Below are 24,692 nucleotides of genomic sequence, written 5' to 3'. Positions count from 1 at the left end.
TAATGAGAACTGAATGAAAAATCAGGGGGAATTGATATGGAACGTAAAAATATCTGGCTGAAGTATGATAGGAAAGAGGAAGAAGCTCTGGAGAATCTCTCCAAAGAGTATATGAGCTATCTGGATCGGGGTAAGACAGAAAGAGAAGTGGTTAAGGTTTCAGAGGAGATGGCGAGAGAGAAGGGCTATATGTCCCTTTCCGAAGTCCTTGCAGAAGGAAGAACTCTACAAGCAGGCGATAAAGTCTATGCTACCTTGATGAAGAAAGCCATTGCTCTTTTCCATATTGGAACACAGCCTATGGAAAAAGGGATGAATATTCTAGGAGCTCATGTGGATTCACCAAGACTGGACGTAAAACAGAATCCGCTTTACGAGGACTCAGACTTTGCGTATCTGGACACTCATTACTATGGCGGTATCAAGAAATACCAGTGGGTAACCATTCCTCTGGCCATCCATGGTGTGGTGGTGAAGAAGGACGGGAGCATTATGGATGTGGTCGTTGGAGAAGAGGAAGAGGATCCAGTGGTGTTTATATCTGATCTTCTCATCCATCTTTCCAGAGAACAGCTGGAAAAGAAGGCAGCAAAAGTAATTGAAGGAGATGATCTTAATATCATCATCGGCAATAAACCGCTGAAGGGTGAAGAAAAGGATTCTGTAAAGAAAGCAGTTCTGAAACTTCTTTCTGACAAGTATGGAATGATAGAAGAGGATTTCCTGTCTGCGGAGCTGGAAGTGGTTCCTGCAGGAAAAGCAAGAGAAGCAGGACTGGACCGAAGCATGATCATGGCTTATGGTCATGATGACAGAGTCTGTGCGTTCACTTCACTGGCTGCCATGTTGGAGATGGAATCTGTTGAAAGAACCGCCTGCACCCTGCTGGTGGATAAAGAAGAAATCGGCAGTGTAGGCGCTACAGGTATGCAGTCCAGATTCTTTGAAAATACTGTGGCGGAGCTTCTGGAAGCCATGGGAGAGTTTAAGGATCTGACACTAAGAAGAACTCTGGCAAATTCCAGAATGCTTTCTTCTGATGTCAGCGCAGCCTATGATCCAACCTATCCTCAGGCTTTTGAAAAGAAGAATTCCGCATTCCTTTCCAAGGGAATGGTCTTCAACAAGTTTACAGGATCAGGTGGAAAAGGCGGATCCAATGATGCCAATCCAGAGTATATGGCGGATCTGAGAAGAATCCTTGAGGACAATAGCGTATCGTTCCAGACTGCAGAGCTTGGAAAAGTGGATGTAGGCGGCGGTGGCACCATTGCCTATATCCTGGCTCATTATGGCATGGAAGTCATAGACTGCGGCGTAGCAGTGCTCAATATGCATGCACCATGGGAAGTGGTCAGTAAGGCAGATGTCTATGAGACCAAGAAAGGTTATGTCGCGTTCCTGCAAAACTAGCAATCGGATGAAAGAAGCCCAAGTGAAAAGGGCTTCTTTTTCACTTGGATATCTTCCTCTAGATGTGTTAAATTAGGGAAGGAAGAAATGAGTTTTTAGTGAAAGAAATGGAGAATAAAATGCAGAAAAAAGACATACTGGAAATCAAGAAAAGATATAAAAAAGAACAGGCGACCTTCACCAAAATGGCAGGATGTTATGTTAATGGAGAGAAAGCCATTGTCACCAAGTTCCGGGAGACCTTCCTGAATCTTGAGGATGATGAATTTCATAAGTATCTGGAGATTGCGAAAAAGGTCTTGAGTGGCAGCATCGGCAACAATATTCTTGATCTCAGTTTTGATTCGGAAAAGAAAGAAGAAGGACATCAGGAGTTCTACATGAATCTCAAAAAGAGCAGACTTCTGAAGGATGATGTACTGGATGAGCTCTATCAGAGAATCATTGACACCTATGAGTATGTTGGAAACTTTATCATACTTCTTTTCCATGACGTTTATGATGTCATCACCAAGACAGAAGACAATCTCAAGGTGGATGAGTCGGAAGAAGTCTATGAATATGTCCTCTGTGCCGTGTGTCCTGTTTCATTATCTGATGCAGGCCTAAGCTATATGGAGGATGAGAATAAGATCAAAGCACGTCATCGGGACTGGGTGGTGGAGATGCCAAAACATGGATTTGTCTATCCAGCCTTCATTGACCGCAGCCAGGACATTGACCGGGTGATGTACTATACGAAGAATCCGAAGGATCCCCATAGTGAGTTCATGGAAGAGATCCTGGGCTGCAAGATGAAAGAAACAGCAACACTTCAGAAAGAGTCCTTCCAGGCCATGGTGAAAGGTACCCTGGAGGACGGAAAAGAGGATGCGGAAACCCTGTTCATGGAGATTCAGGATCAGCTTCATGGGAGGCTTCTGGAGTTTAAGGACACCTACAGTGATGCTGATGTGGAGCCTATGATACTCCGCCAGGATGAGGTGGAGGATCTACTTCGTGACAGTGGAGTTCCTGATAAGTTCACCGAGGAGATTGCCAAATCCTATGAGAGTTATTATGGGGTGGACCTGCCGCTTGCGGAAAGCCTATTGGATGCCAAGGTGCTCAAAGAGAAGGAACAGAGAAGAAAAGAAGAGCATCTGCGAAAAGAAGTCACCATTCTAAAAGAGGAACTGGAAAAAGCCAAGGTGGAAGCACCGGAAGAGGAGTTCCCTGTGGTGATGAAAGTGAAGGAAGAGAAAATTTCTTCCATCCGAAAAGAGATCATTGACGGGAAAAAGTGCCTGGTGATTCCTCTGGAGGATCATGAAGGGGCCATGATCAATGGAGAGAAAGAGCGTTTCCTGTAAGAGGCAATAGTAGAAAAGAACAAGAAAAAGAGAGATCAGAAAGGTTTTGGCCTTTGCAGGATCTCTCTTTTTGTTATACACAGGACCTCAGTCCAGTCTGTGGAATCATACAAAAACCATGTGGATAAAGATTTTATTTACATGAAACAAAAAAAAGAAGCATTCCCAGAGGAATACTTCTTATGAGGATGGATCCTTATTTCAGGTTTCCAGGAGCAGCCTTCAGGATTCTTCCGGAATTCACCTTGTTTGGGGATACCGCAGGTCTTACAATGCGCATGGGTGTTCACCTCCTTTCAAATGAGTGTTTGTATTATAATAGACTGTTCTTCCAAACGAGCTTCAGTACCTTCTTGATGTTGTTCTTCTCCGATGGACATGGTCTGTCGCCGGTGAGGGCTCTGTACCAAGGACAGTGGTTTCCTTGACAAGCAGGTCTGTAGAAACAGTTCTGGCAGGCAGCATCTGTTTCTTCCCCTGAGGTGACCCAGGAAATGAGCTTGTCGTAATCAAGATCCATGGTGCCGTCCGCGTTTAGTGTCCCCACATGATTGACATCAGCATCCAGCGCTGTGGTGCATTTGTAGAGCTGTCCGTTGGCTCCGATGACAAAGGCATTGGGTTTTGCCGCATAGCAGACTGAGCCCGCAGGGTTCATGATACCGCCAATCATACTGCTCATATGGAGCTTCTCATCAATGGCATTCTCAGTGAACTGCCACATTTTTTCATTGGCTGTGATATGGGAACAGATGGGAATATCCTCATCATGTTCTCCGCCCCATCTGCCCACTGGACGGAAGAGAATACCAAAACGTGGATCTCCTGCGAACTGCTCCTTCAGGTACTGGGTGAGTTCTTCTGTCTCCTTCAGGTTGTCTTCATCGAAGTTCACACGAATGGAAAGATCAAAGTTTTCAGTGCTTTCTTTGGCAGCCTTCAGGTTCTCCATGATTTCACTGAAGGTTTTTCCACCACCAATGAGGAACCGCCTCTTGTCATGGACAGCTTCCACACCATCTATGGTGATCATGAACTGCCGAACGTCCATGGACAGCAGTTTATGGAATACTTCCGTTGTCAGGAAGTAGCCGTTGGTGGAAATGTCTGCAGAATAAGATACGCTATGATCTCTTGCTTCTTCCTGGAATACAGAAGTCAGCTCCTCCATGAGATCAAGCTCCATGAGAGGTTCTCCGCCAAACCAGCTGATATGGAGTGTGTTCAGTGTCGTTATTCTCTCTCTGACCAGAGCCTTTACACCAGATACGGTATTCTCATCCATCTTGCCTCGGACAAAGGATTCGTAGCAGTAGGTGCATCTGAAGTTGCAGGCCTCTGTGGGCATAAGAATGAGATGCAGCATATCGGTGCGATGCAGGGACTGATGAAGAAACTCTGCTCTCTTTTTCTCATCAGCACTTTCCTTCACAAGAAAGCCATGGTCAATGAGGGCTTCTTTCACTGGGGAGCTTTCTAAGCCAGGCTGATTTTTCAGATAGCCCATGACTTCCTCTTTCTCTTCCTTTGTGAAGTCTGCCAAGGCGCCTGTATAACTGTTGAAAAGGATGAGACCATCCTCTTCTGTATTTGTGAGCGCATTAAATCTTGATGCTTTGTAGTTTTTTTTCATAGTATCCTCCTGATTTGTGGGCGAAGGGTCTTTTGTTCTGACGATGGTCCAATCATATATTGTCAAGTTTTAACATACTTTTAGTGCAAAATCTATTTTATCACAGATTTCAGAGAAGACAAGAATAAGGTTAATAACCCTCAAAGACAAAGATGGTTCCATCACAAGGGAGTTATGAATTTTTTGAGTCATCGTGGGCTATATGGCTGGAAATCTGTAAATACAGGGATGAATATGTTAGAATTATATCGTAGACTGAATATTTTGATACTTATTAAACGAAAGGAGGGTTGATAATATGAAAAAACTGCTGTTACTCGGTATGACCATTGGCACATTGATGATTTTCTCCGCCTGCTCCGGTGAGAGCGGCATGGGGAAGATTACTTCAGCTAAGGAATGGCAAAGCAAGCATCCGGATGTGTACGCCAGCTATTTGGAAAACAGTGAGATGCTGGAAACTACCTATGGGGGATCTGTTCCCATTGACTATCTTGAAAAGTACCCTTACCTGAAGACCCTTTATGAAGGAAACAGCTTCAGCGTCGAATATTTAAGAGCAAGAGGACATGTATACGCTCTGGAGGATGTCATTCACACAGACAGAACAAAACCTGCAGCCAGCTGCCTCTCGTGCAAGACCAGCGGTTTCCTTGCACTCTTAGATGAACAGGGCGTCGAAGCCAATAAGCTGAATTTTGATGAAGTGGACAAAAGCGGCATGGAAACCATCAGCTGTTATGACTGTCACCGCAACGAACCTGGTGTCATCAATATTACGAGAGAACATTTGAATGTGGCTCTGGAAGGCATTGAAGGGGAGTTCAAGAACCAGGATCTGGTCTGCGCTCAGTGTCATGTGGAGTACTATCTGGATCCGGAAACCAAAGAAGTCATCATGCCTTCTGTCAACGGCCTGGACCCTACGAGTATGATGGAGTACTATGATGAACTTGGTTATTCCGACTGGGTTCATCCCAGTGCAGGGACTGAGCTTCTTAAAGTGCAGCATCCGGAATGGGAAACCTATCAGGGAAGTGTCCACAACAGCATGGGCATCTCCTGCATCACCTGCCATATGCCAGAGGTGGAAGGAGAAAGCGGAGATAAAATCAAATCCCACAAATGGACCAGTCCGCTGAAACACATAGAAGCATCGTGTCTCAGCTGTCACAGTGGGGATACAAAGGAGAGCCTGACAGAAAGGGTGGAAGGGCTTCAGGCATCTGTGGAAGATCAGATGAATGAGGCGGCACTTTCCCTTGTGAGCCTCATTGAAGCTCTGAAAAATGCAGAGGCGGAAGGCATTTCTGAGGAGAACATTGTGGAAGCCAGAAAGCTGCACCGCGCTGCCCAGTGGTATTGGGACTTTGTTTTTGTGGAGAACAGCGAAGGATTCCATAATAACGCCAAGTCTGTTGAACTTCTCAACATGTCCATGGACCTGACCATGCAGGCCATGGAAAAACTCAATGAATAGCAGAATGAGGATAAGGAGGCTCCGCTTCTGCGGAGCCTTTTTATCAGTACAGGAGAGTATATGGGTATGAAAAAGAAAACATCATCGGCACTGCGGTTTTTAGCCTCTATGAAGTTTGGAATGCTGCTGCTCGGGCTTCTTGCGCTCTACGCCACAGCAGGCACCCTGATACCACAGGGGCAGACGCTGTCATATTATAGGGAAAATTATGATTCTACGGTATTTTTCATCATTGAAAAACTGAAGTTATATAAAGTGTATGAGTCCATTTACTTTATTTCACTGACAGCCCTGCTCACGTTGAATCTGCTGTTCTGCACCTTAAGGCGGATTCCCTCTGCCAGAGCCCAGTACCAGAAGGAGGGAGATGCCTCACTGCATCTGAAGAAGAACCATCAGATTATTAAGGAACTGAATGAAGGGACGCATCCGAAGGAGCTTCTGAAAAGCCTAGGCTTTGGAAAAATCAAAGAACTGGAGGAACAGGGGCAGAAAATCTATTTCTCCTCCCGAAGACGAGCAGGTTATTTTGGCTCCACATTAGTTCATCTTGGACTTCTTTTTGTCATTGTGGCCTTTGCCCTTGGAAAAATCATGGGCTATGAATCTTTTGTGCGGGGGATTCCTGGGGACCTGCTGACGGTGGAGAACACTTCGTATACCTTATCTCTTCAAGACTTTGATATCTTTTACCGGGAGGATTACAGCATCCAGCAGTATCTGTCCAGTGTTGAAGTATTGGATGAGGGAGAGACGGTAAAGAAGCGGGGAGATACCTCGGTGAATCACCCCCTCTCTTTTGAAGGATATCGGGTGTACCAGTATGGCACCGGATGGATGATGGATCTCATCATCAGAAAACAGGGGGAGGAGATCCTGCGGGACCGTTTTTATCAGGGCGATTTCAGAACCTTTGGAGAAAACCTGGTGCTCGAGTTTCGAAGCTTCTATCCGGACCTTGTGGTATCAGAGGGCATGCCCTATACAAAAACACCTTTCCTGAACCGGCCAAGAGCACTCTATGTGCTCTATGAGGACGGTCTTTCTGTGGACATGAACGTGGCTGGACCAGGACAGACCATTTCTTATGGGGACTATACCATGGAGCTCTATGAGCCCAGGCTTTATACCGTTCTTCAGGTGGTGAAGGATCCAGGTGCTGTTTATGCGGGCCTTGGTGGATTCCTTATGCTTGCTGGACTTTTTCTCACCTTTTACTACGTGCCTCAATATCTGCTTTTGATAGAGAAAGAGGGAAGAGTGACACTCTATGGAGGTGCTGTGAAAAATCAGGAAACCTTCTCCATGTACATCCATGAAAAACTATCGGTAGAAAGTGCAGGTGATTTGGATGAATCAGATTGAAAATACATTGTTCTATATTGCCTTAGGAGTCTATGCTGGGGCTATGATTCTTTATCTGTTTTTTTTCCTGGGCAGAAAAGAGAAGTTCGGCCGAAGAGGAACACTTCTTCTTTATGCAGGTTTTTTGTCCCATACTGCAGCACTGATGGTCCGGGGGATTGGTGCTGGACGAGTTCCTCTGACCAATCAGTATGAGTTTGCCACCAGTTTTGCCTGGGGCATTGTGCTTTTATTTCTGATTTTTGAAAGGAAGTATAAATTTCAGGCCATGGGGGCCTTCGTGATGCCTGTGGTGCTACTTGTCATAGGCTATGCAGCCATGCAGAATAAGGATGTGAGACCGCTGATGCCTGCCCTTCAGAGCAACTGGCTGGTATTTCATGTGGCGACGGCGGTGATCAGTTACGGCGCTTTTGGGGTGGCCTTTGGGGTCTCTTTACTTTATCTCATACGGGATCGGATGAAAGAGGACTCCTTTATCAAAAAGCATGTGCCTGATCTGAAGCAGCTGGATTATATCAGCTACCGGGCAGTGGCGGCGGGATACTTTTTCCTGACTCTTGTGATGATCACAGGGGCCATCTGGGCTCAGCAGGCCTGGTCCAGATACTGGGCCTGGGATCCTAAGGAGACCTGGTCCTTCATCACTTGGATCATCTATTCCATTTATCTTCATCTTCGCATTGCCAGAGGCTGGCGGGGTAAGAAAGCGGCTGTGTTTGCCGTGGTGGGGTTCATTGCAGTACTTTTTACCTACATTGGAGTCAACACCCTTTTGCCCAGTGTCCACAGTTACGCATAATTTATTAAGAAGAAACCCCCTGGCAGCTTCCTGAAGCTCCAGGGGGTTATGTATTATAGGGACATAGTTAGATGGATAGAATACTTCTCAGAACATTTCTGCTGTGAATGAGGCTAAGAAGCTCCTCTGGTGAACCGATGGTCATCTCCAGCTGCTGGAAGAAGAAATGGATTTTTCTGGCATATTTCGCCAGAGAGAAGTCCTGCTGAAACATAAAGTCACTGGCAGATTTTCCTTCATACACATGCTTCAGATAGAGGAACGTGAGGTACTTCACATCCATGAGAATGGACTCTTCGATCCAGAAATCCACATGGGGAAGGTCCACGCCGGTCTCCATGAGCTTTGTGTAGTAGGGGAGGCCATCTTCGGTGGATTCCCAGAAGTCCACATACACATAATCAAACTGTTGTAGAAAATCCTCCTTATAATAATCAAAGGCATCTCCATGGATGATGTTTACGGATTTTCCTTCTGGAAACTGTGGCAGAATATGCTTTTGAAAGAGCTGTATCACATCCTCATTGAATTCTACAATGGTCACATCGGTAACCTCTTCTTTTCTCAGCCACATGTAGACGATGAGCCCGATGCCAAGGCCAAAGGTAAGGCATTTGCCGTGCCCTTTCCGGATCCCTTCTTCCATGCTGGAAAACTCACTGACAGCTGGAGCCATCCATACAGTCTCCTTTTCGTGAAGGGCTGGCATGAGGATGTCTTCTTCAAAATACCCAAGGGGATGATAGTGGAAAAGGTGTTTGCCCAGGGGTTTCATGAAGTCTGTATTCATGAGCCTTCTTTTGGGGATGACGGTTTCTTTATAGGAAACTGTTTTGGTTTGTATCTCTTTGAGCTGGATATTTCTAAAATAGGGATGATTCTTAAGAAGTTTTGGAGAGATCTTCAGGGAATGCTGAGGGACTCCATACTGGGAAAATAGAAGGAGCACGTCTTTCTCCTCTTTTTCTGTCAAAGGCTTTTCCATATAGGGCAACAGCTTTCTAAGGAAATCCTGCATGCTGACCATGGAGAGGGACAGGTCGTGAAAGCATTGGGTAAGAGCAGGGGTTTTATCAAAAGTAATCATAAGTTCTCCTTTAGGACAATATCTTTTTATGGAAGCAGTGAAGTCTTCTTTTCTGGAATCCAAAGCTTGTGTAGAGCTTTTCCGCAGGGTTTCCCTGGACCACCCACAAGGTGGCTTCCTTATGATGGATTCGTATATTTTTTACACCCGCCGCGAGGAGGGCTCTACCATATCCCTTTCCTTCTTCTTCAGGTGCTACTGCCAGTTTGTCAATCTCATGGCCGTCCAGGAAGATGCAGCCTTTTATGATGGTCTCATCTTCCAGAATAAGGATAGAGGTTCTATTTTCCAGATACTTTGCTGCTTCCTCCATACTTCTTGGAGAGTCTAGTAGAGGAAGACCCACCTGTTTCCGCATTTTTTGAAATGCACGGTGAAGGAGGTCATGAACAGCCTCATAGTCTTGATCTTCATAGAGACGGATCCTGTGATCAGGTAAGGCAGTCTCAGTACCTTGGAAGGTCATGAGACTGGATCGGAACTGGAGAGGATAACCGTTTTTCTCTACAAAAGATGAATGGTCCGGATTTTCCTGAAAGTCACAATAGACTTCCTTCACAGCACTGGAGCGCATGTTTTTTTCCAGCTCATGAAGAAGCTTTGTACCGATGCCTCGTTTTCTATAGGAAGTTCCCACGTAAAGGGTGAAGCTAGTGATCGCATTTTTGCCAGTGAAGACCGCTACGCCTACGATGACACCTTTTTCCATGGCAACCAGGCCGTAATCTGGGAAATCCTCCAGGCACCCTAGGAGATCCTCTCTGACAAAGGGATCTTCTATAAGAGTTCTCACATCATTCATCTTATCAGGTGTGTAGGGGATGATTGTGCACATCATGTCTCCTCCTCCAGTGGGTGTTTTCTTTATTCTACCACGTTTTGAGAGGCTCATCGGCGCCAAATAATTTGCTTCTGGAAGAAAAGGTACAACCCCTACCATACAAAAGGTAGAGAGTTCTGCTTTCACGTGTCAGGAAACTGATTTCATGCAATTGATTCTATGGTATACTACAAAGAAGAGAAAATCAGCCAGGGGAAAGACAGCATCTTTTTCCTGGCTCTATTTATGAACAAAATATTAATTTGAGCATGGAGTGCAATAAAAGTCCATGCAGCGCAGTTAATGGTATAGGAGGAGTCGAGATGATACTTTTTACTTTTGTGCTACAAGAGAATATCCCGAAAGAAGAAGGGGACTCCCTGGCAGTGGATGAAAGCCTGTTTCAAAGGATCGGTACCGGTGACACTGCGGCTCTGGATGATCTCTATCATCTCACAGAAAGAGCACTTTATGCGTTTTGTGTCTCCCTCACCAGGGACCATGAGCTGTCAAAAGAGATCATGCAGGAAACCTATCTGAAGATTCTTTCTGCCGCCCATCTTTATAAGCCCATGGGGAAGCCCTTGGCGTGGATGTTCACCATTGCGAAAAACATTTACTACACAGAGTATAAAAAAAGAAGTCGGGTCCAGCTGGAGGATACTTCTCTTCTTGGAAATGACAAGAGATTTTCCTATGTGACGGATCTGGAGGACCGGATGGTGCTGGAACAAGTGCTGGCGCATCTCACAGAAGAGGAGCGGGAGATCATTCTTTTATATGCAGTATCTGGGATGAAACATAAGGAGATATCTGAAAGTCTTGGGATGAAGCTTTCCACGGTGCTTTCCAAGTATCACCGGGGGCTGAAAAAGCTGAGAACTTATTTGGAGGAGGGAAGATCATGAAGGATCGTCAGATTGAGAAGCGACTGAAAAATATTATAGAGACGGCACCTCTTGATCTTCTGGAGGAGATCAAAGAAAAACCTGTGGTTAAAATGCTCCGGCATGATGAGATCACCCGTCAGGAGACAAAAAGGCCATTTTTAAAATCCATGATTCCACTAGCGGCTGCAGCAATGCTGCTTCTTTTGTTCGGAAGCTGGTATCGCACCTACCAGGTGGTGGACAGTGAAATCTATCTGGATGTGAATCCAAGTATAGAACTGAAAACAAACAAGAAGAATGAAGTGATAGGGCTTCAAGGTTTTAATGAGGAGGGAGAGGTTCTTCTACAGGAGATAGACTACAGTGGGAAATCCTATGAAGAAGTCACGGAGATGATCTTGGAGGAACTCATTCTGGAAGGGTATCTGAGTGATAAAGAAGAGGTTGTGCTTCTTTCAGTGTTCAGCAGGAATGAGATGAAGGAAGAGGAGAAGCTTACCAGACTGGATGATCTCATTCATGAGTATCTGAAAAACAGGGAAATCGTTCCGATTCTTCTCAATCAGCGTTTGGAGAAGACCAGCGCCATGGAGAATTATGCGAAAGAGTATGGCATATCCATCAGTAAAATGACATTCATCAGAAACCTTATGATTCTACGGGAGGGCCTTAAAGTGGAGGATCTGGTGAAGTTGTCACTGGAAGAGCTGGTGCTTCTCTCGGAAAATCTGGATCTGGATCTGGGAAGAATCATTGAAAGTGAGGATCTCTCTGAAGTGGACAAGCTGGACCCAGAGGAAATCGAAAAACCCGATGATCAGCCATCAGGCGAAGAAGGCAGAACCAGAATTACGATACAGGAAGCCAGAAAAATTGTTCTGGGAAGAACAGGCGGTAAAATTGTGGAAGAAGATCTGGATGAGGACAGCTATGAGTTTGAAATCCATACAGATACTGATAAGCATGAGCTGGAAATTGATGCTTTCACGGGACGGATTCTGGACCATGACCGTGAGGCTTTGGATGATGACAATAATGACGATGATGATGACGACGATACAGATGATGAAGAGAATGACGATACAGATGATGAAGAGAATGACGATACAGAGTATGAAGAGGATGATGACGATTAATTTTTAATTGACGCAATAAAACGAGAAGGTCCTCTGTTATATAGATATAAGATAAAAAACAGGAGGTTTTACCCATGATGAAATCACGAAAAATGATACTGATGCTTCCACTGCTTACGATAGGACTGGTGGCTGGACTCTTTTACTATCTTACGGTACCTTCTTTCCGCATGACCATGGATGTGAACCCAAGCATTGAAGTGGTGACCAACAGGCTGGAACAAGTGGTCGAAGTGAGAGCGCTTAATGAAGATGCGGAAAAACTTCTGACAGGATTCACAAATGACACAAGGTCACTGGAAGCTACTGTAAGTGAGCTGGTGGATCTTATGATCCTTGGAGGGTTTATCCATGGCGGTACAGATAATGTGGTGATGATTAGTGTGAGAGATCTTGCGGCCAATGAGGAGAAGGTATTAAAAGTCAATGAGATGATCCGAGCTTACCTGGAAAACAAGCAGATTGAAGCCACAGTTTTAGCTGGAAACTTCAAAGATTCAGCAGAACAGAACCTCACTGGCAGAGAAGCTGCCGTTGGAAGACTGAATGAGCTTGGTGTTTCTCTAGGCGTGACTGAACTGGAGAATATGACATTGAAAGAACTTCTGGAATATTACAGAGCTCAGGATTTTGATCAGGAGAAGATTTTCCAGGTTCTTTCCTCGTATACTTACAACAGTGACCAGCCAAAGGAAGGCATGATCTCCTTTGAAGAAGCAAAAAGCATCGCACTGGGAAAGTATCCAGGAGAGCTTCTGAAGATGGAGCTGGATGATGAGGAGTATGAGGTGAAAGTTCTCTATAATGGTGTGAAGCATGAGATTGAGATTCATGCTTACAGCGGAGAGGTCATAGATGTTGAATTGGATGACAACGATGACGAGGATGATAGAGGAACAAGCACACCTCAGAAATCAAGGATTACTCTGGAAGAAGCAAGACGAATCGCTTTGGGCAGAATCAATGGAACCATCGTAGAAGAAGAAAGAGATGATGACAGTTATGATTTTGACATCCGCTATGATGGAAGAAAATATGAAGTTGAGGTCCATGCTTTCACTGGAGCAGTGAAAGAGATTGAAGTGGATGACGATGATGACGATGATGATAGAGGGGCAAGCACACCTCAGAAATCAAGGATTACTTTGGAAGAAGCAAGACGGATCGCTTTAGGTAGAATCAATGGAACCATTGTGGAAGAAGAAAGAGACGACGACAGTTATGACTTTGACATCCGCTATGATGGGAAGAAATATGAGATTGAAGTCCATGCCTTAACCGGAGCGGTAAAAGAAGTTGAAGTGGATGACGACGATGACGATGATGACAGAGGGGAAAGCACACCTCAGAAATCAAAAATCACCTTGGATGAGGCAAGACAAATTGCACTAGGCAGAGTGAACGGAACCATTTCAGACGAGGATTCAGATGATGACAGCTATGATTTTGAAGTTCATCATCAGGGGAAAGAATATGAGATTGAAATCAATGCCTATACTGGAATCATCACAGAGTTTGAAGTGGATGATGAAGACTGATTTAGAAGAGAAGAAAGAAGAGCTGCAGCGCTTATTTGCTGCAGCTCTTCTCTTTATGAGGAAATCAGTCCCACTGGTCCGGAAAGAGAATTTTCTGAAGCTCAGGAAAGAGTGTATTATATTCTTCCACCTTTTCCATAGGTAAGTCTTCAAATACAGGCGATTCATGAAATTTACCGGATATATCTTTCAGAGTGTCTTTTGCAAGCTCCAGTGCCATGAAGGCATCAAAGTTTTTCCCGTCTTTTGTGGTGATGCCATAATGGTTGCAGGTTCTAAAGCCAAAACGCGGATAATAATCAGACTCTCCGAAAATGATGATTCCCGGATACCCCTTATTCTTGGCAAGCGCTGCAGTTTCTGTAAGAAGTGCTTCTCCGATGCCCATTCCTTGCCAAATAGGATCTACACATAGTGGCCCGAAGGTAAGCACTTCATGTTCTTTATTTGTATCCTTTACAAATGATTTGGTATAAAAGATGGCGCCAACAATTTTTCCGTCCACCAGTGCAATTCTTGAAAGTTCAGGGATATAGTCTTGATGCTGACGAATTTTATGGACAAGGTAGTGTTCATCGCATCCCAGGTGGTGTTTATTCCAGAAAGCTCTTTGGGTCATGGCTTCCACCAAGTGATGATCTTCCAGCTTCTCTTCTCTGATCAGAATATCTTCCTTGTTCAGCTTTTTTCTTTTTTCAGGGAACCAGCCAAGTTCGAGCCTCACTTCTTTTCTTTGAAGGTCCTCATTGCTGTAGGCGCAGGAGTCAAACCCAATGAGGGTAAATCCTTCCTTGAGGTAAAAGGTGATGGCAGGGACGTTGGAAGATTGGGTCTCTAGGATCAGTGCTCTTCTTTTCTCTCTTCTTGTCTGTTCTTTTGCAATGGCCATGAGGTGGTGTCCCAGTCCTTTTCTGCGATAGGACTTTTCCACAAAAAGCTCAGAAATACGCAGTCTGTTGGACCAGTTCTCTGAGGTGGTTTCTAGAGCTGCCACCAGTCTGTCTCCGTCCAGGTATCCCCATGCATAAGGATTTTCACGATAGTCTTCATAGAGCTTATCTGGATATCCTTTTTCCTTTGAGGAGAAGGTGTAGAGGACATCGAAGGGTTTTTTGGAGACATCCAGACGAAACCCTTCCGGGTGAGTGGTTAATGAAACATCATAATACGCCTCACTGGTATAATCCATGACAAGATTTTTCCCTTTCCACTTTTCCTCTTTCAGATGCGTTAAAGTCAAATTCATAAATCTCCCCCCTGCATGATCTCTAGTAAAGAAGAGGAAACAGTTCGTCTTCTAACAACCTGCTTCCTCTTTGAATGAAAATACCTATGCTGTTTTAGCCCAGATGTTTTTTGTATTTCTTGTACTGATTAAAATCTCTAAGTTTCAGATACGCCCATCTCTTTATGTTCATATCCTTAGGGTAGTAAAGGGAGTGACAAACCTTTCCTTCTTTTACAAGCCGTTTGATCTTCTTGACCTTTTCTTCATCATTGATGTATTTGTACACAATACCGAGTGGAACCACATGCCAAAAATATTCATCTTTCACAAATTTTAGCGGAAGCTCTTTATGAAGCACATAGTCCTCTACAATATATTTCGCTAGATTGTCTCCCCCACCGGTGACCCGGTAGTGGCTTCGCCCCTGACGGATATTGATTTCAAACATCTTATAGGTGCCATCACGATGATCATATTTGAGGTCACAGTCTGCAAGACCCTCATAACCGATGTCTTCTAGAAAAACTTGGATTTTTTTCATCAGCTCCTCATTGTAATCCACTAACGTTGCTGCATTGCTGCCGATCCCTTTCGGTGTATGCTCTTCCAGAAGAACATTTCCGAAGTTCATAAGCTTCACTTTATGGTCACTGCCTACATAGACCTGAAGATCATACATAGCGGAGTCATCACCGGGGATTCTTTCCTGTATGATCATGTTGTCTTCATATCCATGACCATAGATTGTTTTCAGGGTATCTTTCAAGTCTTGCATATTGTCAATGAAATACACCTTATGCTGACCTTGGAAAGAGTTTTTATTATAGCTTACAGAATCAGAAGGTTTTAGCACCACCGGGAAGTCAAAATCCAGTGTGAAATCCAGATTCATTTCTTTCTTGTACACAAGAGTTTTCGCATAATCTAGATTGTATTTACTGCAAAGACTGTAGAAGGTTTCCTTCAGGACGATATTATCGAGTACTTCTTTATCGGAGTAAGGGACAACATACATGTCTTTCAGTGCTTCTTTATTTTCAACGACCAATCTGACATAATGGTCTGCACATCCGATGACAATAAGCGTTTTATCTTTATTTTCCTCGTAGATTTTTTTCATAGTTTCCAAAAATACTTTGGAATCATCTAATTCTTTCTCTTCCCAGTACCTTAGAATTTTAGAATTCATGACAGGACCAGAAAGGTCTCTAGCCACCATGAGAGATTGAACATTGTATTCTTCATGAAAAGCCCTTGCCATGCTATATACATTAATATCACTTGCTAAAAGTACAGGGAGTAGATTTAAGTTTTCCATTCTTCTAATAACCTCGTATTCTTTGTATTCTCAATATAATTGAGCATACCATTTTATCTCCCCTTATTCAATGTTTTAAAGGGGAGTGCTGATATGTAGGGGGATGGCATGCCATGGATGAAAAATGTATCTTATATAGCCCATAGAATTCATATAGGGTTCTAATGAAAGAAAAATATGAAGTAAGCGCCGATAGTTCTTGACTGTAATCTTTGATTATAGTTTAGAATAGAAGTAACACAAGGGGGGAGAGCTTATGCAAATTAAGGAAGTGGAAGAAAAAACAGGTCTAGAGAGATCCAGTATCCGTTTTTATGAGAAAGAAGGTCTGATTCATCCAAGGAGACTGGAAAACGGATACCGGGAGTATGGAGAAGAAAATCTGGAAGCACTCTATAAAATTAAGCTGCTTCGTAGCCTTGGTGCAACAGTGGAAGAAGTGAAGGAGGTCTTTTCGGGTGGAACTGCTTTGGGCTCATTCCTGACAAATCGGGGTTCTGAACTTCAGAAAGCAATAGATGCTACATCCTTTGCAGAAGAACTGTGTCAAGAGATCATTCAAGAAGACGTAAGCCTTGAGGATTTGGATGGAGAGAAGTATCTCAATCGTCTAAATGACAAAGAGAAGAGCACAGGCAGGAAATACTATGAAAAAATAAAGCTTCCTGCCATGGACCGAAAAGAGTGCGTCAGAAGGTTTACAGCAAGAATGTTGGACCTCTACGTCTACAAGCTTATGGTCATGACGATACGCACACTGATCTTTGGACAGATCCTGAGAAATGACACGATACTGAACCATACGGCAGATGTTGTGATTGCTTTGATTCTGATGTTTTTTCTTGAACCAGTACTGCTTTCAAGATTTGGCACAACGCTGGGGAAATATGTCATGGGTATCGAGCTTCGAGATGAATCAGGAGAATATATGTCTTATCCAGTGCTGAAATTTAGAACCAAAGGGATCATGGTCAAAGGGATGGCATTTTTCATTCCGGTACTGTCCTGGTATTTCATGTACAGAAGTTATCAGTTGGTGATGCAAGGAGAGAGTCTCCCTTGGGAAGATCACAGTGAAGTATACAGTTTCCGGAAGCTTCGCAATCTGGAACTGAACCTTTTTATAGGAGTCATCCTTTTCTATAGTGTCATGTCTGTTTTCATACAAAGGGTCCAGACCCTACCCCCAAACAGAGGAGATCTCACGCTGGCTGAATATGTGGAAAATTACAGGTATTATGCGAAGTATCTGAATGTATCCTATGAAGACTACGATTTTGACGACTATGGCCAATGGGTTCGGAACAAGGAGAGAGATCCATTCCATCTTGATCTCATCTATCGGGAGATCCCTATGTTTAAGTATTATGTGAGGGACAATCGTTTAGAAGAGGTTTCTTTTGAAATCCATGTGAAAAACAAGAAGCTTCCCATAGCCACATATGAGATAGAAATGACACTTGCCTATCTTGCGATGGTCGGAGCACAGAAGGATGTGGGAATACTGGATTTGAATCCCAGTTCAGAAATCTTTGGTATGGGGCCTTTGGCACAAACCTCCGGGGAGATTCAAAGAGACGGCGTAAAAGTATCTTCAGAGATCTCTTATGAAGGGTATGAAAATAGAGTAGGTTTGAGACCTCTCCTGCCCATAGATGATTCGGACATCCATGAGTTTTCACTCAGGTATCGCATGATTGTTCCTTGAAGATTTTGGGTCAGGTGAGAAGAGCAAGATACAGAAGTATAGAGGAGGAAGCTTATGCAAATTAAGGAAGTGGAAGAAAAAACAGGTCTAGAGAGATCTAGTATCCGGTTTTATGAGAGTGAAGGACTGATTCATCCAAAGAGACTGGAGAATGGATACCGGGAGTATGGAGAAGAAGATCTGGAAGCGCTCTATAAGATTAAACTTTTCCGAAGTCTTCATATGACGGTGGAAGAAATCAAAAGAATATTCTCTGGAGCGTCTTCAATCAGAGAAACCTTGGAAGAGCGGATCAGTACACTTGAAAATGAAGAGGGGCAGATTCACTACGCCAAAGAAGTATGTGTGGTTATGAAAAATGAAGTGGACAGCCTGGAGAACCTTGACGGACTAAAGTATCTTCATCTCCTGGAGGAGAAGGAAAAAGAAACGGGACGTCCCTATTATCCAGAAAAGGAAGACAGGACTCCTCAGATTTATGCACCATGGCGAAGATTCTTTGCAAGAGTCCTGGATCTTGCTTTTTATACACTACTCATCACCATTGTAAGAGTTTTTGTATTTCATGATTTTCTTAGAAATCACAATAGGTTTGATAATATCGTGGATACGATTCTTGGAACGATTCTCATGCTCCTGGTGGAGCCACTGCTTCTTTCTAAGCTTGGGACAACACCAGGAAAAGCCATATGGGGTCTGGTGGTCCGACGAGAGGATGGAGAGTTTCCAAGTTACCAGGAAGCCTTTACAAGAACTTTAGGGGTGCTTTATTATGGGCTGGCATTTAATATTACGTTTTTGGAGCTGTACACACTCTACAAATCTTATAAACGGGCAGATGAGAAAGAGCAGCAGCCGTGGGAGCTTGGATTTTCCTATAGACTGAAGGATGAAAGGAATTTCAGGCCAGTACTTTTTGTGGCTGCTTATGGTTTTTACCTTCTGAGTATCTTCTTTTTCATGGGATATCAGACACTGCCACCCCATCGGGGACAACTTACTCTAACAGAGTTTTCCGAGAACTACCGCTACTATGAAGCGTACTTTGATATGGAACCTCTAGAACAGCTCAATGAGCATGGAGACTGGGTGGAGGTGGAGCAGGATGGTTATGTTATTGAGGTGCTGAATTACTCCATTAGGCCAGACTTTCAGTTTGAAGTGGACGGAGCGTATTTGAGTACGCTTTACTTTGAGACCAGTATTGGAGATGTGGATGAGTTCATTGCAACCAATGGAGACTATATGGGCCTTGCCTATCTTTCCGCAGCAGGAGCAGAGGAAAAAGGAAGATTTTTCTCTTCTTTGAAACCTGAAGATATAATGAAGGAGATTTATGAAAAGACCATGGAGGATTTTACCATGAAACATAAAGGCGTGGTAGCAGACTCTACGGTGGACTACAGAGGATATACAGGTGGGGGAGGCTTCATCATCCCCCAGGAAACCTCCACGGATCGTTATTTTAAACATTCCTATAAGATCACACTGCCATAGACTATGCAGAAAAACTCTAGAGGTTCACAAAATCTGTAGAGTTTTTTGTTATACTGAAAGAAAAACGCGAGGTGCATCATGAGAACTGCAGAAGAATGGATCAAAGAACTGAATTTACAGCCCCATCCAGAAGGTGGATTTTTCAGACAGACAGACAGATCAGAAGAAAGATACGGTAAAGAAGAAGCGAATCTGCCCCTGTATACCAATATCTATTTTCTTCTCACAAAGGAGAGCCCATCCCATTTTCATCAGCTGGTGTCGGATGAGCTCTGGTTTTACCATGGAGGAAATCCATTGACGGTACATTCCATTCTAAGAGATGGCACCTATGAGAAAACAGTATTGGGGCTGGAAGCTGGGATGGTGCCGCACCATACGGTGAAAGCAGGTGAGATCTTCGGTTCATCTGTAGAAGAAGGGTATGCCTTAGTCAGCTGCACCGTGGTGCCTGGCTTTGATTTTAAAGACTTTAAGCTGTTCACGAAGAAGGAACTTGCTTCAGAATTTCCTCAGCATCAGGAAATCATTGATAAACTTGCCTATGAAGTACTGCCGGAGTAAATAGTCAAGGAGGTGAGGAAGGATGAATACTTTTCAAGAGTTTCTGGAAACAGTAGAAGAAAGTGAGAAAAGGGAACGGCTGGTTTCGATTTTTTCTTACATTCGGAAGGAGTTTCCAGAGCTTCAGGAAAAAGTGAAGTGGAAACAGCCTATGTTTACAGATCATGGCACCTTTATCATCGGCTTCAGTGTGTCCAAGGGACACATTTCAGTGGGACCGGAAAGAGCCTGCCTTCAGAAGTTTCAGGACGATATTAAAAAGGCGAAGTATCCACTTTTGAAAGAGCTTTTTCAGATTCCGTGGAAAGAACCTGTGGATTTTGAGCTTCTTCATAAGATGATTGCATATAATATCGAAGACAAGAAAGAACATCCAGGGTTCTGGAGATAGGGCATAGTAAAGAAGGGTTTCTCATAGGGTGAGAGGCTCTTTTTTTGTTGGAACTCTTGACATTCAGGTGTATTCTCCGCTACTATTATGTTACACGATATATCGCGTAGCATAATAGTAGGAGTTGAGACGGGAAATGAGCAGCACACCCATGACTGAAGCCACATTCTATATCCTTTTATCCCTCATTCATCCCAGCCATGGCTATGGCATGATGCAAAGCATCAAAGAGCTTTCCAAGGGAAGGCTTCTCATGGGGCCAGGAACCCTCTATGGCGTGCTCACCCGGATGAATAAAGAAGGTCTCATCGGACTTGTGGAAGAAGAAGGACGAAAAAAAACCTACCATATCACAGCCCTAGGCATAGAAGCCCTGAAAGAAGAATATCAGCGCCTGAAAAATCAGGTGGATGATGGAAAAATACTGGAGGATCTCACATGAAGAAAAAGTACTGTTTTCATCCAAGTTCCTATTCTTTATCTGAAATTGAAGAGTTCTATGAGAAAAAGGCAGAGAACGGTCTGCTTGTTGAGAAAAGAGGAAACTATTTAAGCAGATTCAGAAAGGAAGAGCCAAACAATCTCAGCTACCGGGTGGAAGTCATCGACTATGATAAATTGGAAGAACACAAGATACCGGAAGAGCAGGTCGCCATCTACGAAGAATGCGGCTGGACCCATGTATGTGGGCACCGCCATATTCAGATTTTTTCAGCAGACAAGAGTACAGATCCTCCAGAACTTTACTACCAGCCGGAAGATCAGATCGAATCCATTAAGATACTAAGGAAAACTGATCTTATCGCATTTATCAGTTTGTTGGCCTCATGGTCACTTATGTTCCTAGCAAATCTTCGAGCATTTGGTGGAAGTAATTTTGGGGATTTTATGAAGAATATGGGTTCCTCATATTTCGAACTTCTCATAATTCAGCCCCCTCTTGCGATACTCTTCATACTGATTCTTTTCAATGGAATTGGAAATTACATCTTTGGTATTGCCAGCAGTCAGTACTATATTTCCAGGCTGAAGAAGGGAATACCCCTTCGAAAAATCAAGCCATTAGCAAAGAAAGTGAAGCCTTTGAAAAAAGGAGCAATCATTGTAGTTTTGGTCGGACTGCTTCTAATGAGTGCTCCTGAGATCCTCACATATGAGAAGCGGGAAGATCCCAGTGAAGCAGCAGGACCTTATGTAACACTTTCAGACTTTGATATCAAAAAAGCACCTCCGGGTGATTACTCCATACTGGGAGAGGACTACTATAGAAAGAAAAATACCATCTGGGGAGAAATCATTAAGATCCAGGAAAGCAGCAATCAATTTTATAATGGCATTACTTTCATTCAGGTAGTCTATGAGATCAAGAATGATAAACTCAGGAACAGACTGGTAGATGTACTGAAAAATGAAAACACTTATGGTTTATATCGAGAAGACTATGTTGAGATGAGTGTAGCTGGACTGGATGAAGTTTTTTTGAAAGACAGGTTTGACATGGTAGTAGTAAAGGATGATTTTGTCTTTAGAATTACAACATTATCTGAAAACCAGTTATCACAAGAAGAGTTTCTTTTAAAGCTCTCGGAGATTCTTAACAGTAAAGAACGGTCTTCTGGAAAATCATAAAGACAGAATGAAAGAGCTGAAACTCTAATGAACGACAGAATAATTCTGGAGGGCTTATATGAAAAGATACAGTTTGAATCCAAGTTCTTTTTCGCTTGTAGAAACGGAAGAGTTCTATGAGAGAAAGGCTAAGAAAGGCCTGATTCTTGAAAAGAGAGGCCATTATCTCAGCAGATTCCGAAAAGAAGAACCAAAGAACCTTAGCTACCGGGTGGAGATCGTGGACGATAAAAGGCTGGAAGATGGAAAGATTCCAGAAGAACAGATCCTTGTTTATGAGGAGTGTGGTTGGAGCCATGTATGCGGAAAGCGTCAGATTCAGATTTTTTCTGCAGAAAAGGATACGGACCCACCAGAACTCTACACGAATCCAGAAGATCAGATAGAGTCTATTAAGATATTGAGAAAGAGTTTTCTGAAGGAATTTCTGTCGATGATTGTCACATATGCTATTCTCTTTGCGATACAGACGGCTGGATATCCAAAAAGAAGTGTTGGCGCATATCTCAGATTCATTTCAGATGGCGTCTATAAAGTGCTCATTGATACGCCTGCATTTGGATTCCTTCTATTTGGAACGATTGCATTAGGTATTGGGTATTATGTTGTAGGGATGATCAGCAGTCAGTACCTCATCTTGAAACTAAAAAAAGGTGTACCTCTTAGGACAATCACCCCTTTTGAAAAGGTGATTAGAATCTGGAAAAAAGGTGTTGTTGCAGTATTTGTTTCAGCGGTTCTGATTTTAGGGCTCATTGAAGGTTCCACCTCAGTAAGAGGAGATACTCCCAGCTCTTTTGAAGGGCCCTTCGTAACCCTTGAGAAGCTTCATGAAGGAGAATTTCAAAAGGAAGAATCATCCGATGCTTATGAGGGGAAATATAGAAGCAGGAAGACGATTTTCGGGGAAGTGATAAAAACACAGGAGTTCAGTGATAGAACTGATGGATACAGCTCTCTGGATCAAGAGGTATATCTGATCAAAAGTCAAAGGATTCGTGATAGGTTACTGGAATCGCTGAAAGTCAGCTTATACTATGGAATTGTTGTCAGTGATTTTGAAGAAGTGATTGTTGATGGACTAGATGAAGTCTATGTTAGGAATAAGTGGGAAATTGTTGCAGTTAAAGGAGACCTGGTTCTTCGTACGTTCTATCATACAGATAAGGAACCTTCAAGGGAATCGATTCTGCTGAAGATCTCAGAAAGTCTCAATGATACGTCAGTTTCTAGAAGTGAATAGTGAAGTACAAAGGGAAGCGGGAGCTTCCCTTTTGTATCTTTTAGAGGAGAATCTGTACCGGAGAGAAGTCCAGAATCTCTTAAATCCATGGTATATTGAACTATATCAGAGAGATGAAACTGAAGTTTAAGAGATTGGTGTACCAGTGTAAGTGAGGGAAAAACCATGGCAGAAACAGAACAATTAAAAATGACAGATAAGGCATCGAAGACTGAGATGATCTTGAAGGGGCCCATGTACTCGGTGCTTCTTATGATCTCTTTTCCGCTCATTGTGAACAATCTCATTATGACACTCTACAATATGGCGGATGCGTACTTTGTGGGGCAGCTCGGCACCACGGAGTTTGCGGCGGTGTCTTTTGTGAATCCTGTGATGTTTCTTTTTCAGGCCATTGGTATGGGGGTGCAAATCGCAGGCACTTCCATCCTTGCGCAGCTCATTGGCAGAAACAAGCAGAAGGAAGCAAAAGAGTACGCATATCATGTGATCCTCTTCAGTGGGTTTATTGGACTGATTCTCGGAGGGCTAGGCTATATCTCATCACCCTATATCATTCAGTTCATGGGTGGTGAGGGCCGATTTGGAGCTCTTTCCACAGAATATCTGAAGATCATTTTCCTGGGTGTGCCTCCGCATATCCTTTTTATGGGGTTCATGGCCATCATGAATGCCCAAGGAAATACGAAATCCTCCACCATCGTCAACAGCATCGCGGCGGTGGTGAATATCATTCTGGATCCATTTTTCATTTTTTCAGAAATACCCCTATTAGGAATCCGTGGACTTGGCATGGGGGTAGGAGGGGCAGCAGCTGCTACCTCTATTGCTCATGTGGTGCTGATGTTTCTTGGTTACTACATGATGAGAAAAACATCCAAGGCGTTTTCGGTGTCTTTTAAAAACATTCCTCTGGAAACAAAGAAGCTGAAGCGGATTGTGAAGGTGGGGCTCCCCAGTGCCACGGGGCAGTCAGGTGCTGCTTTTGGGTTCATTCTACTCAACACCTTTATCGCATCCTATGGTACATCACTTTTAGCAGCTTTTGCTCTCATCAACCGCATCAACAACATCATCATGATGCCTGCCATGGGCATTGGGTCAGGGCTCACCTCCATCGTAGGACAGAATATGGGAGCGAAGAATCCGGAGCGGGTCAAGGAAGGCTTCTGGAAAGCGGTGAAGCTGTCGCTTCTCATCAGCCTCGTGGGCAGTGCACTTATCTATATCTTCAGAACGGAGCTGATTTATTTCTTCACCCCAACAGCAGAAGAGCTCATGGTGTCCCAAAGCTTGGAGTACCTTATTTATATTCTGCCAACCATACCGCTCATGGGACTTTTCTCCATCTTTCAGGGCCTCTTCCAGGGAGCGGGGCATACAAACTACTCCATGTTCATGGCCATTGGAAGGCTTTGGCTTGTGAGAATCCCTTTGATTCTCATCTTCAACCAGTTCACTGGGTTAGGTCAGAGAGGTGTCTGGATTGCCATGAATGTCTCCAATATCCTGGTGGTGCTTTATGGGTACTATATCTATCAGTCCAACCGATGGACAAGAGAAGTATTGTAGAAAGCTACATCCAATTAGAGATAACT

General features: G+C 43.7%; 21 protein-coding genes. 16 read left to right on the top strand and 5 right to left on the bottom strand.

Annotated elements, in window-relative coordinates; all coding sequences use genetic code 11:
• The first annotated feature begins 36 nt into the window (after positions 1-36).
• On the top strand, positions 37-1,413 hold the full coding sequence (locus T487_RS0106375) for an aminopeptidase (RefSeq protein WP_031575472.1): 1,377 nt from the start codon (positions 37-39) through the stop codon (positions 1,411-1,413).
• A 119-nt stretch (positions 1,414-1,532) separates the two neighbouring features.
• Positions 1,533-2,765: a DUF4317 domain-containing protein gene (locus T487_RS0106370; protein ID WP_031575471.1), complete on the top strand. Its 1,233-nt coding sequence runs from the start codon at positions 1,533-1,535 to the stop codon at positions 2,763-2,765.
• Positions 2,766-3,078: 313 nt separating this feature from the next.
• Here T487_RS0106370 and T487_RS0106360 read toward each other — a convergent pair whose 3' ends face one another.
• Positions 3,079-4,398, bottom strand: a complete 1,320-nt coding sequence (locus T487_RS0106360) for a radical SAM/SPASM domain-containing protein (RefSeq protein ID WP_031575469.1) — start codon at positions 4,396-4,398, stop codon at positions 3,079-3,081.
• A 298-nt stretch (positions 4,399-4,696) separates the two neighbouring features.
• Between T487_RS0106360 and T487_RS0106355 the strand changes: the two genes are divergently transcribed.
• From T487_RS0106355 to ccsB, 3 genes are all read left to right on the top strand, one after another.
• Complete coding sequence (locus T487_RS0106355) at positions 4,697-5,878, top strand: ammonia-forming cytochrome c nitrite reductase subunit c552 (protein WP_031575466.1); 1,182 nt, start codon at positions 4,697-4,699, stop codon at positions 5,876-5,878.
• A 66-nt stretch (positions 5,879-5,944) separates the two neighbouring features.
• Positions 5,945-7,243: a cytochrome c biogenesis ResB family protein gene (locus T487_RS0106350; RefSeq protein WP_162178225.1), complete on the top strand. Its 1,299-nt coding sequence runs from the start codon at positions 5,945-5,947 to the stop codon at positions 7,241-7,243.
• Positions 7,230-8,045: a c-type cytochrome biogenesis protein CcsB gene (gene ccsB / locus T487_RS0106345; protein WP_031575460.1), complete on the top strand. Its 816-nt coding sequence runs from the start codon at positions 7,230-7,232 to the stop codon at positions 8,043-8,045. The genes T487_RS0106350 and ccsB overlap by 14 nt, the downstream gene beginning before the upstream one ends.
• Positions 8,046-8,112: 67 nt before the next feature.
• On the opposite strand, the gene T487_RS15840 is transcribed toward ccsB, so the two are convergent.
• Together T487_RS15840 and T487_RS15835 are read right to left on the bottom strand one after the other, a co-directional pair.
• A complete protein-coding gene (locus T487_RS15840; RefSeq protein ID WP_031575457.1) occupies positions 8,113-9,132 on the bottom strand; it encodes a hypothetical protein in 1,020 nt (339 codons plus the stop codon).
• 10 nt (positions 9,133-9,142) lie between these two features.
• The gene (locus tag T487_RS15835) at positions 9,143-9,970 is read right to left on the bottom strand and encodes a GNAT family N-acetyltransferase (RefSeq protein WP_162178224.1); all 828 of its coding nucleotides are present in this window, start codon (positions 9,968-9,970) and stop codon (positions 9,143-9,145) included.
• A gap of 305 nt (positions 9,971-10,275) precedes the next feature.
• Between T487_RS15835 and T487_RS0106330 the strand changes: the two genes are divergently transcribed.
• From T487_RS0106330 to T487_RS0106320, 3 genes are all read left to right on the top strand, one after another.
• Positions 10,276-10,860 (top strand): RNA polymerase sigma factor, encoded by a 585-nt coding sequence (locus T487_RS0106330; RefSeq protein WP_031575452.1) that lies wholly within the window; start codon positions 10,276-10,278, stop codon positions 10,858-10,860.
• Positions 10,857-11,978 (top strand): PepSY domain-containing protein, encoded by a 1,122-nt coding sequence (locus tag T487_RS0106325; RefSeq protein WP_031575450.1) that lies wholly within the window; start codon positions 10,857-10,859, stop codon positions 11,976-11,978. Before T487_RS0106330 ends, T487_RS0106325 begins: the two co-directional genes overlap by 4 nt.
• A gap of 74 nt (positions 11,979-12,052) precedes the next feature.
• Positions 12,053-13,516 (top strand): PepSY domain-containing protein, encoded by a 1,464-nt coding sequence (locus tag T487_RS0106320; protein WP_031575447.1) that lies wholly within the window; start codon positions 12,053-12,055, stop codon positions 13,514-13,516.
• 64 nt (positions 13,517-13,580) lie between these two features.
• On the opposite strand, the gene T487_RS16205 is transcribed toward T487_RS0106320, so the two are convergent.
• Together T487_RS16205 and T487_RS0106305 are read right to left on the bottom strand one after the other, a co-directional pair.
• Entirely contained in the window at positions 13,581-14,762 is a 1,182-nt protein-coding gene (locus T487_RS16205; protein WP_081827566.1) for a GNAT family N-acetyltransferase, read from the bottom strand.
• A 94-nt stretch (positions 14,763-14,856) separates the two neighbouring features.
• On the bottom strand, positions 14,857-15,864 hold the full coding sequence (locus tag T487_RS0106305) for a carboxylate--amine ligase (RefSeq protein WP_155953250.1): 1,008 nt from the start codon (positions 15,862-15,864) through the stop codon (positions 14,857-14,859).
• A 454-nt stretch (positions 15,865-16,318) separates the two neighbouring features.
• Here T487_RS0106305 and T487_RS15830 point away from each other — a divergent pair, with 454 nt between their 5' ends.
• The 8 genes from T487_RS15830 (at position 16,319) to T487_RS0106260 (ending at position 24,666) form a co-directional block, all read left to right on the top strand.
• Positions 16,319-17,770 (top strand): MerR family transcriptional regulator, encoded by a 1,452-nt coding sequence (locus T487_RS15830; protein ID WP_051651557.1) that lies wholly within the window; start codon positions 16,319-16,321, stop codon positions 17,768-17,770.
• Between the two features lie 54 nt (positions 17,771-17,824).
• A complete protein-coding gene (locus T487_RS15825; RefSeq protein ID WP_051651556.1) occupies positions 17,825-19,267 on the top strand; it encodes a MerR family transcriptional regulator in 1,443 nt (480 codons plus the stop codon).
• 78 nt (positions 19,268-19,345) lie between these two features.
• Entirely contained in the window at positions 19,346-19,831 is a 486-nt protein-coding gene (locus T487_RS0106290) for a cupin domain-containing protein (RefSeq protein WP_031575435.1), read from the top strand.
• Between the two features lie 22 nt (positions 19,832-19,853).
• Entirely contained in the window at positions 19,854-20,222 is a 369-nt protein-coding gene (locus tag T487_RS0106285; protein ID WP_031575433.1) for an iron chaperone, read from the top strand.
• A gap of 136 nt (positions 20,223-20,358) precedes the next feature.
• Positions 20,359-20,664, top strand: coding sequence for a PadR family transcriptional regulator (locus T487_RS0106280; RefSeq protein WP_031575429.1), 306 nt, complete (start codon positions 20,359-20,361; stop codon positions 20,662-20,664).
• Positions 20,661-21,851 (top strand): DUF2812 domain-containing protein, encoded by a 1,191-nt coding sequence (locus T487_RS0106275; RefSeq protein WP_031575426.1) that lies wholly within the window; start codon positions 20,661-20,663, stop codon positions 21,849-21,851. The genes T487_RS0106280 and T487_RS0106275 overlap by 4 nt, the downstream gene beginning before the upstream one ends.
• A 58-nt stretch (positions 21,852-21,909) precedes the next feature.
• Positions 21,910-23,094, top strand: coding sequence for a DUF2812 domain-containing protein (locus T487_RS0106270; protein WP_031575423.1), 1,185 nt, complete (start codon positions 21,910-21,912; stop codon positions 23,092-23,094).
• 189 nt (positions 23,095-23,283) lie between these two features.
• A complete protein-coding gene (locus T487_RS0106260; protein ID WP_031575420.1) occupies positions 23,284-24,666 on the top strand; it encodes an MATE family efflux transporter in 1,383 nt (460 codons plus the stop codon).
• The last annotated feature ends 26 nt before the right edge of the window (positions 24,667-24,692 follow it).

The sequence above is a fragment of the Proteiniclasticum ruminis DSM 24773 genome (assembly GCF_000701905.1).
Lineage (GTDB): Bacteria > Bacillota > Clostridia > Clostridiales > Clostridiaceae > Proteiniclasticum > Proteiniclasticum ruminis.
This window is presented reverse-complemented; position numbering and strand designations above follow the sequence as displayed.

What these genes read in the sequence shown, in the direction of transcription:
- T487_RS15840 (WP_031575457.1), bottom strand. Translation starts at nt 9,132, where the DNA reads ATGATTACTTTTGATAAAACCCCTGCTCTTACCCAATGCTTTCACGAC.
- T487_RS0106275 (WP_031575426.1), top strand. Translation starts at nt 20,661, where the DNA reads ATGAAGAAAAAGTACTGTTTTCATCCAAGTTCCTATTCTTTATCTGAA.
- T487_RS0106305 (WP_155953250.1), bottom strand. Translation starts at nt 15,864, where the DNA reads ATGAAAAAAATCTACGAGGAAAATAAAGATAAAACGCTTATTGTCATC.
- T487_RS0106280 (WP_031575429.1), top strand. Translation starts at nt 20,359, where the DNA reads ATGAGCAGCACACCCATGACTGAAGCCACATTCTATATCCTTTTATCC.
- T487_RS15825 (WP_051651556.1), top strand. Translation starts at nt 17,825, where the DNA reads ATGCAAATTAAGGAAGTGGAAGAAAAAACAGGTCTAGAGAGATCTAGT.
- ccsB (WP_031575460.1), top strand. Translation starts at nt 7,230, where the DNA reads ATGAATCAGATTGAAAATACATTGTTCTATATTGCCTTAGGAGTCTAT.
- T487_RS0106260 (WP_031575420.1), top strand. Translation starts at nt 23,284, where the DNA reads ATGACAGATAAGGCATCGAAGACTGAGATGATCTTGAAGGGGCCCATG.
- T487_RS0106320 (WP_031575447.1), top strand. Translation starts at nt 12,053, where the DNA reads ATGATGAAATCACGAAAAATGATACTGATGCTTCCACTGCTTACGATA.
- T487_RS0106325 (WP_031575450.1), top strand. Translation starts at nt 10,857, where the DNA reads ATGAAGGATCGTCAGATTGAGAAGCGACTGAAAAATATTATAGAGACG.
- T487_RS16205 (WP_081827566.1), bottom strand. Translation starts at nt 14,762, where the DNA reads ATGAATTTGACTTTAACGCATCTGAAAGAGGAAAAGTGGAAAGGGAAA.
- T487_RS0106350 (WP_162178225.1), top strand. Translation starts at nt 5,945, where the DNA reads ATGAAAAAGAAAACATCATCGGCACTGCGGTTTTTAGCCTCTATGAAG.
- T487_RS0106360 (WP_031575469.1), bottom strand. Translation starts at nt 4,398, where the DNA reads ATGAAAAAAAACTACAAAGCATCAAGATTTAATGCGCTCACAAATACA.
- T487_RS0106290 (WP_031575435.1), top strand. Translation starts at nt 19,346, where the DNA reads ATGAGAACTGCAGAAGAATGGATCAAAGAACTGAATTTACAGCCCCAT.
- T487_RS0106375 (WP_031575472.1), top strand. Translation starts at nt 37, where the DNA reads ATGGAACGTAAAAATATCTGGCTGAAGTATGATAGGAAAGAGGAAGAA.
- T487_RS15835 (WP_162178224.1), bottom strand. Translation starts at nt 9,970, where the DNA reads ATGATGTGCACAATCATCCCCTACACACCTGATAAGATGAATGATGTG.
- T487_RS0106285 (WP_031575433.1), top strand. Translation starts at nt 19,854, where the DNA reads ATGAATACTTTTCAAGAGTTTCTGGAAACAGTAGAAGAAAGTGAGAAA.
- T487_RS0106270 (WP_031575423.1), top strand. Translation starts at nt 21,910, where the DNA reads ATGAAAAGATACAGTTTGAATCCAAGTTCTTTTTCGCTTGTAGAAACG.
- T487_RS0106370 (WP_031575471.1), top strand. Translation starts at nt 1,533, where the DNA reads ATGCAGAAAAAAGACATACTGGAAATCAAGAAAAGATATAAAAAAGAA.
- T487_RS0106355 (WP_031575466.1), top strand. Translation starts at nt 4,697, where the DNA reads ATGAAAAAACTGCTGTTACTCGGTATGACCATTGGCACATTGATGATT.
- T487_RS15830 (WP_051651557.1), top strand. Translation starts at nt 16,319, where the DNA reads ATGCAAATTAAGGAAGTGGAAGAAAAAACAGGTCTAGAGAGATCCAGT.
- T487_RS0106330 (WP_031575452.1), top strand. Translation starts at nt 10,276, where the DNA reads ATGATACTTTTTACTTTTGTGCTACAAGAGAATATCCCGAAAGAAGAA.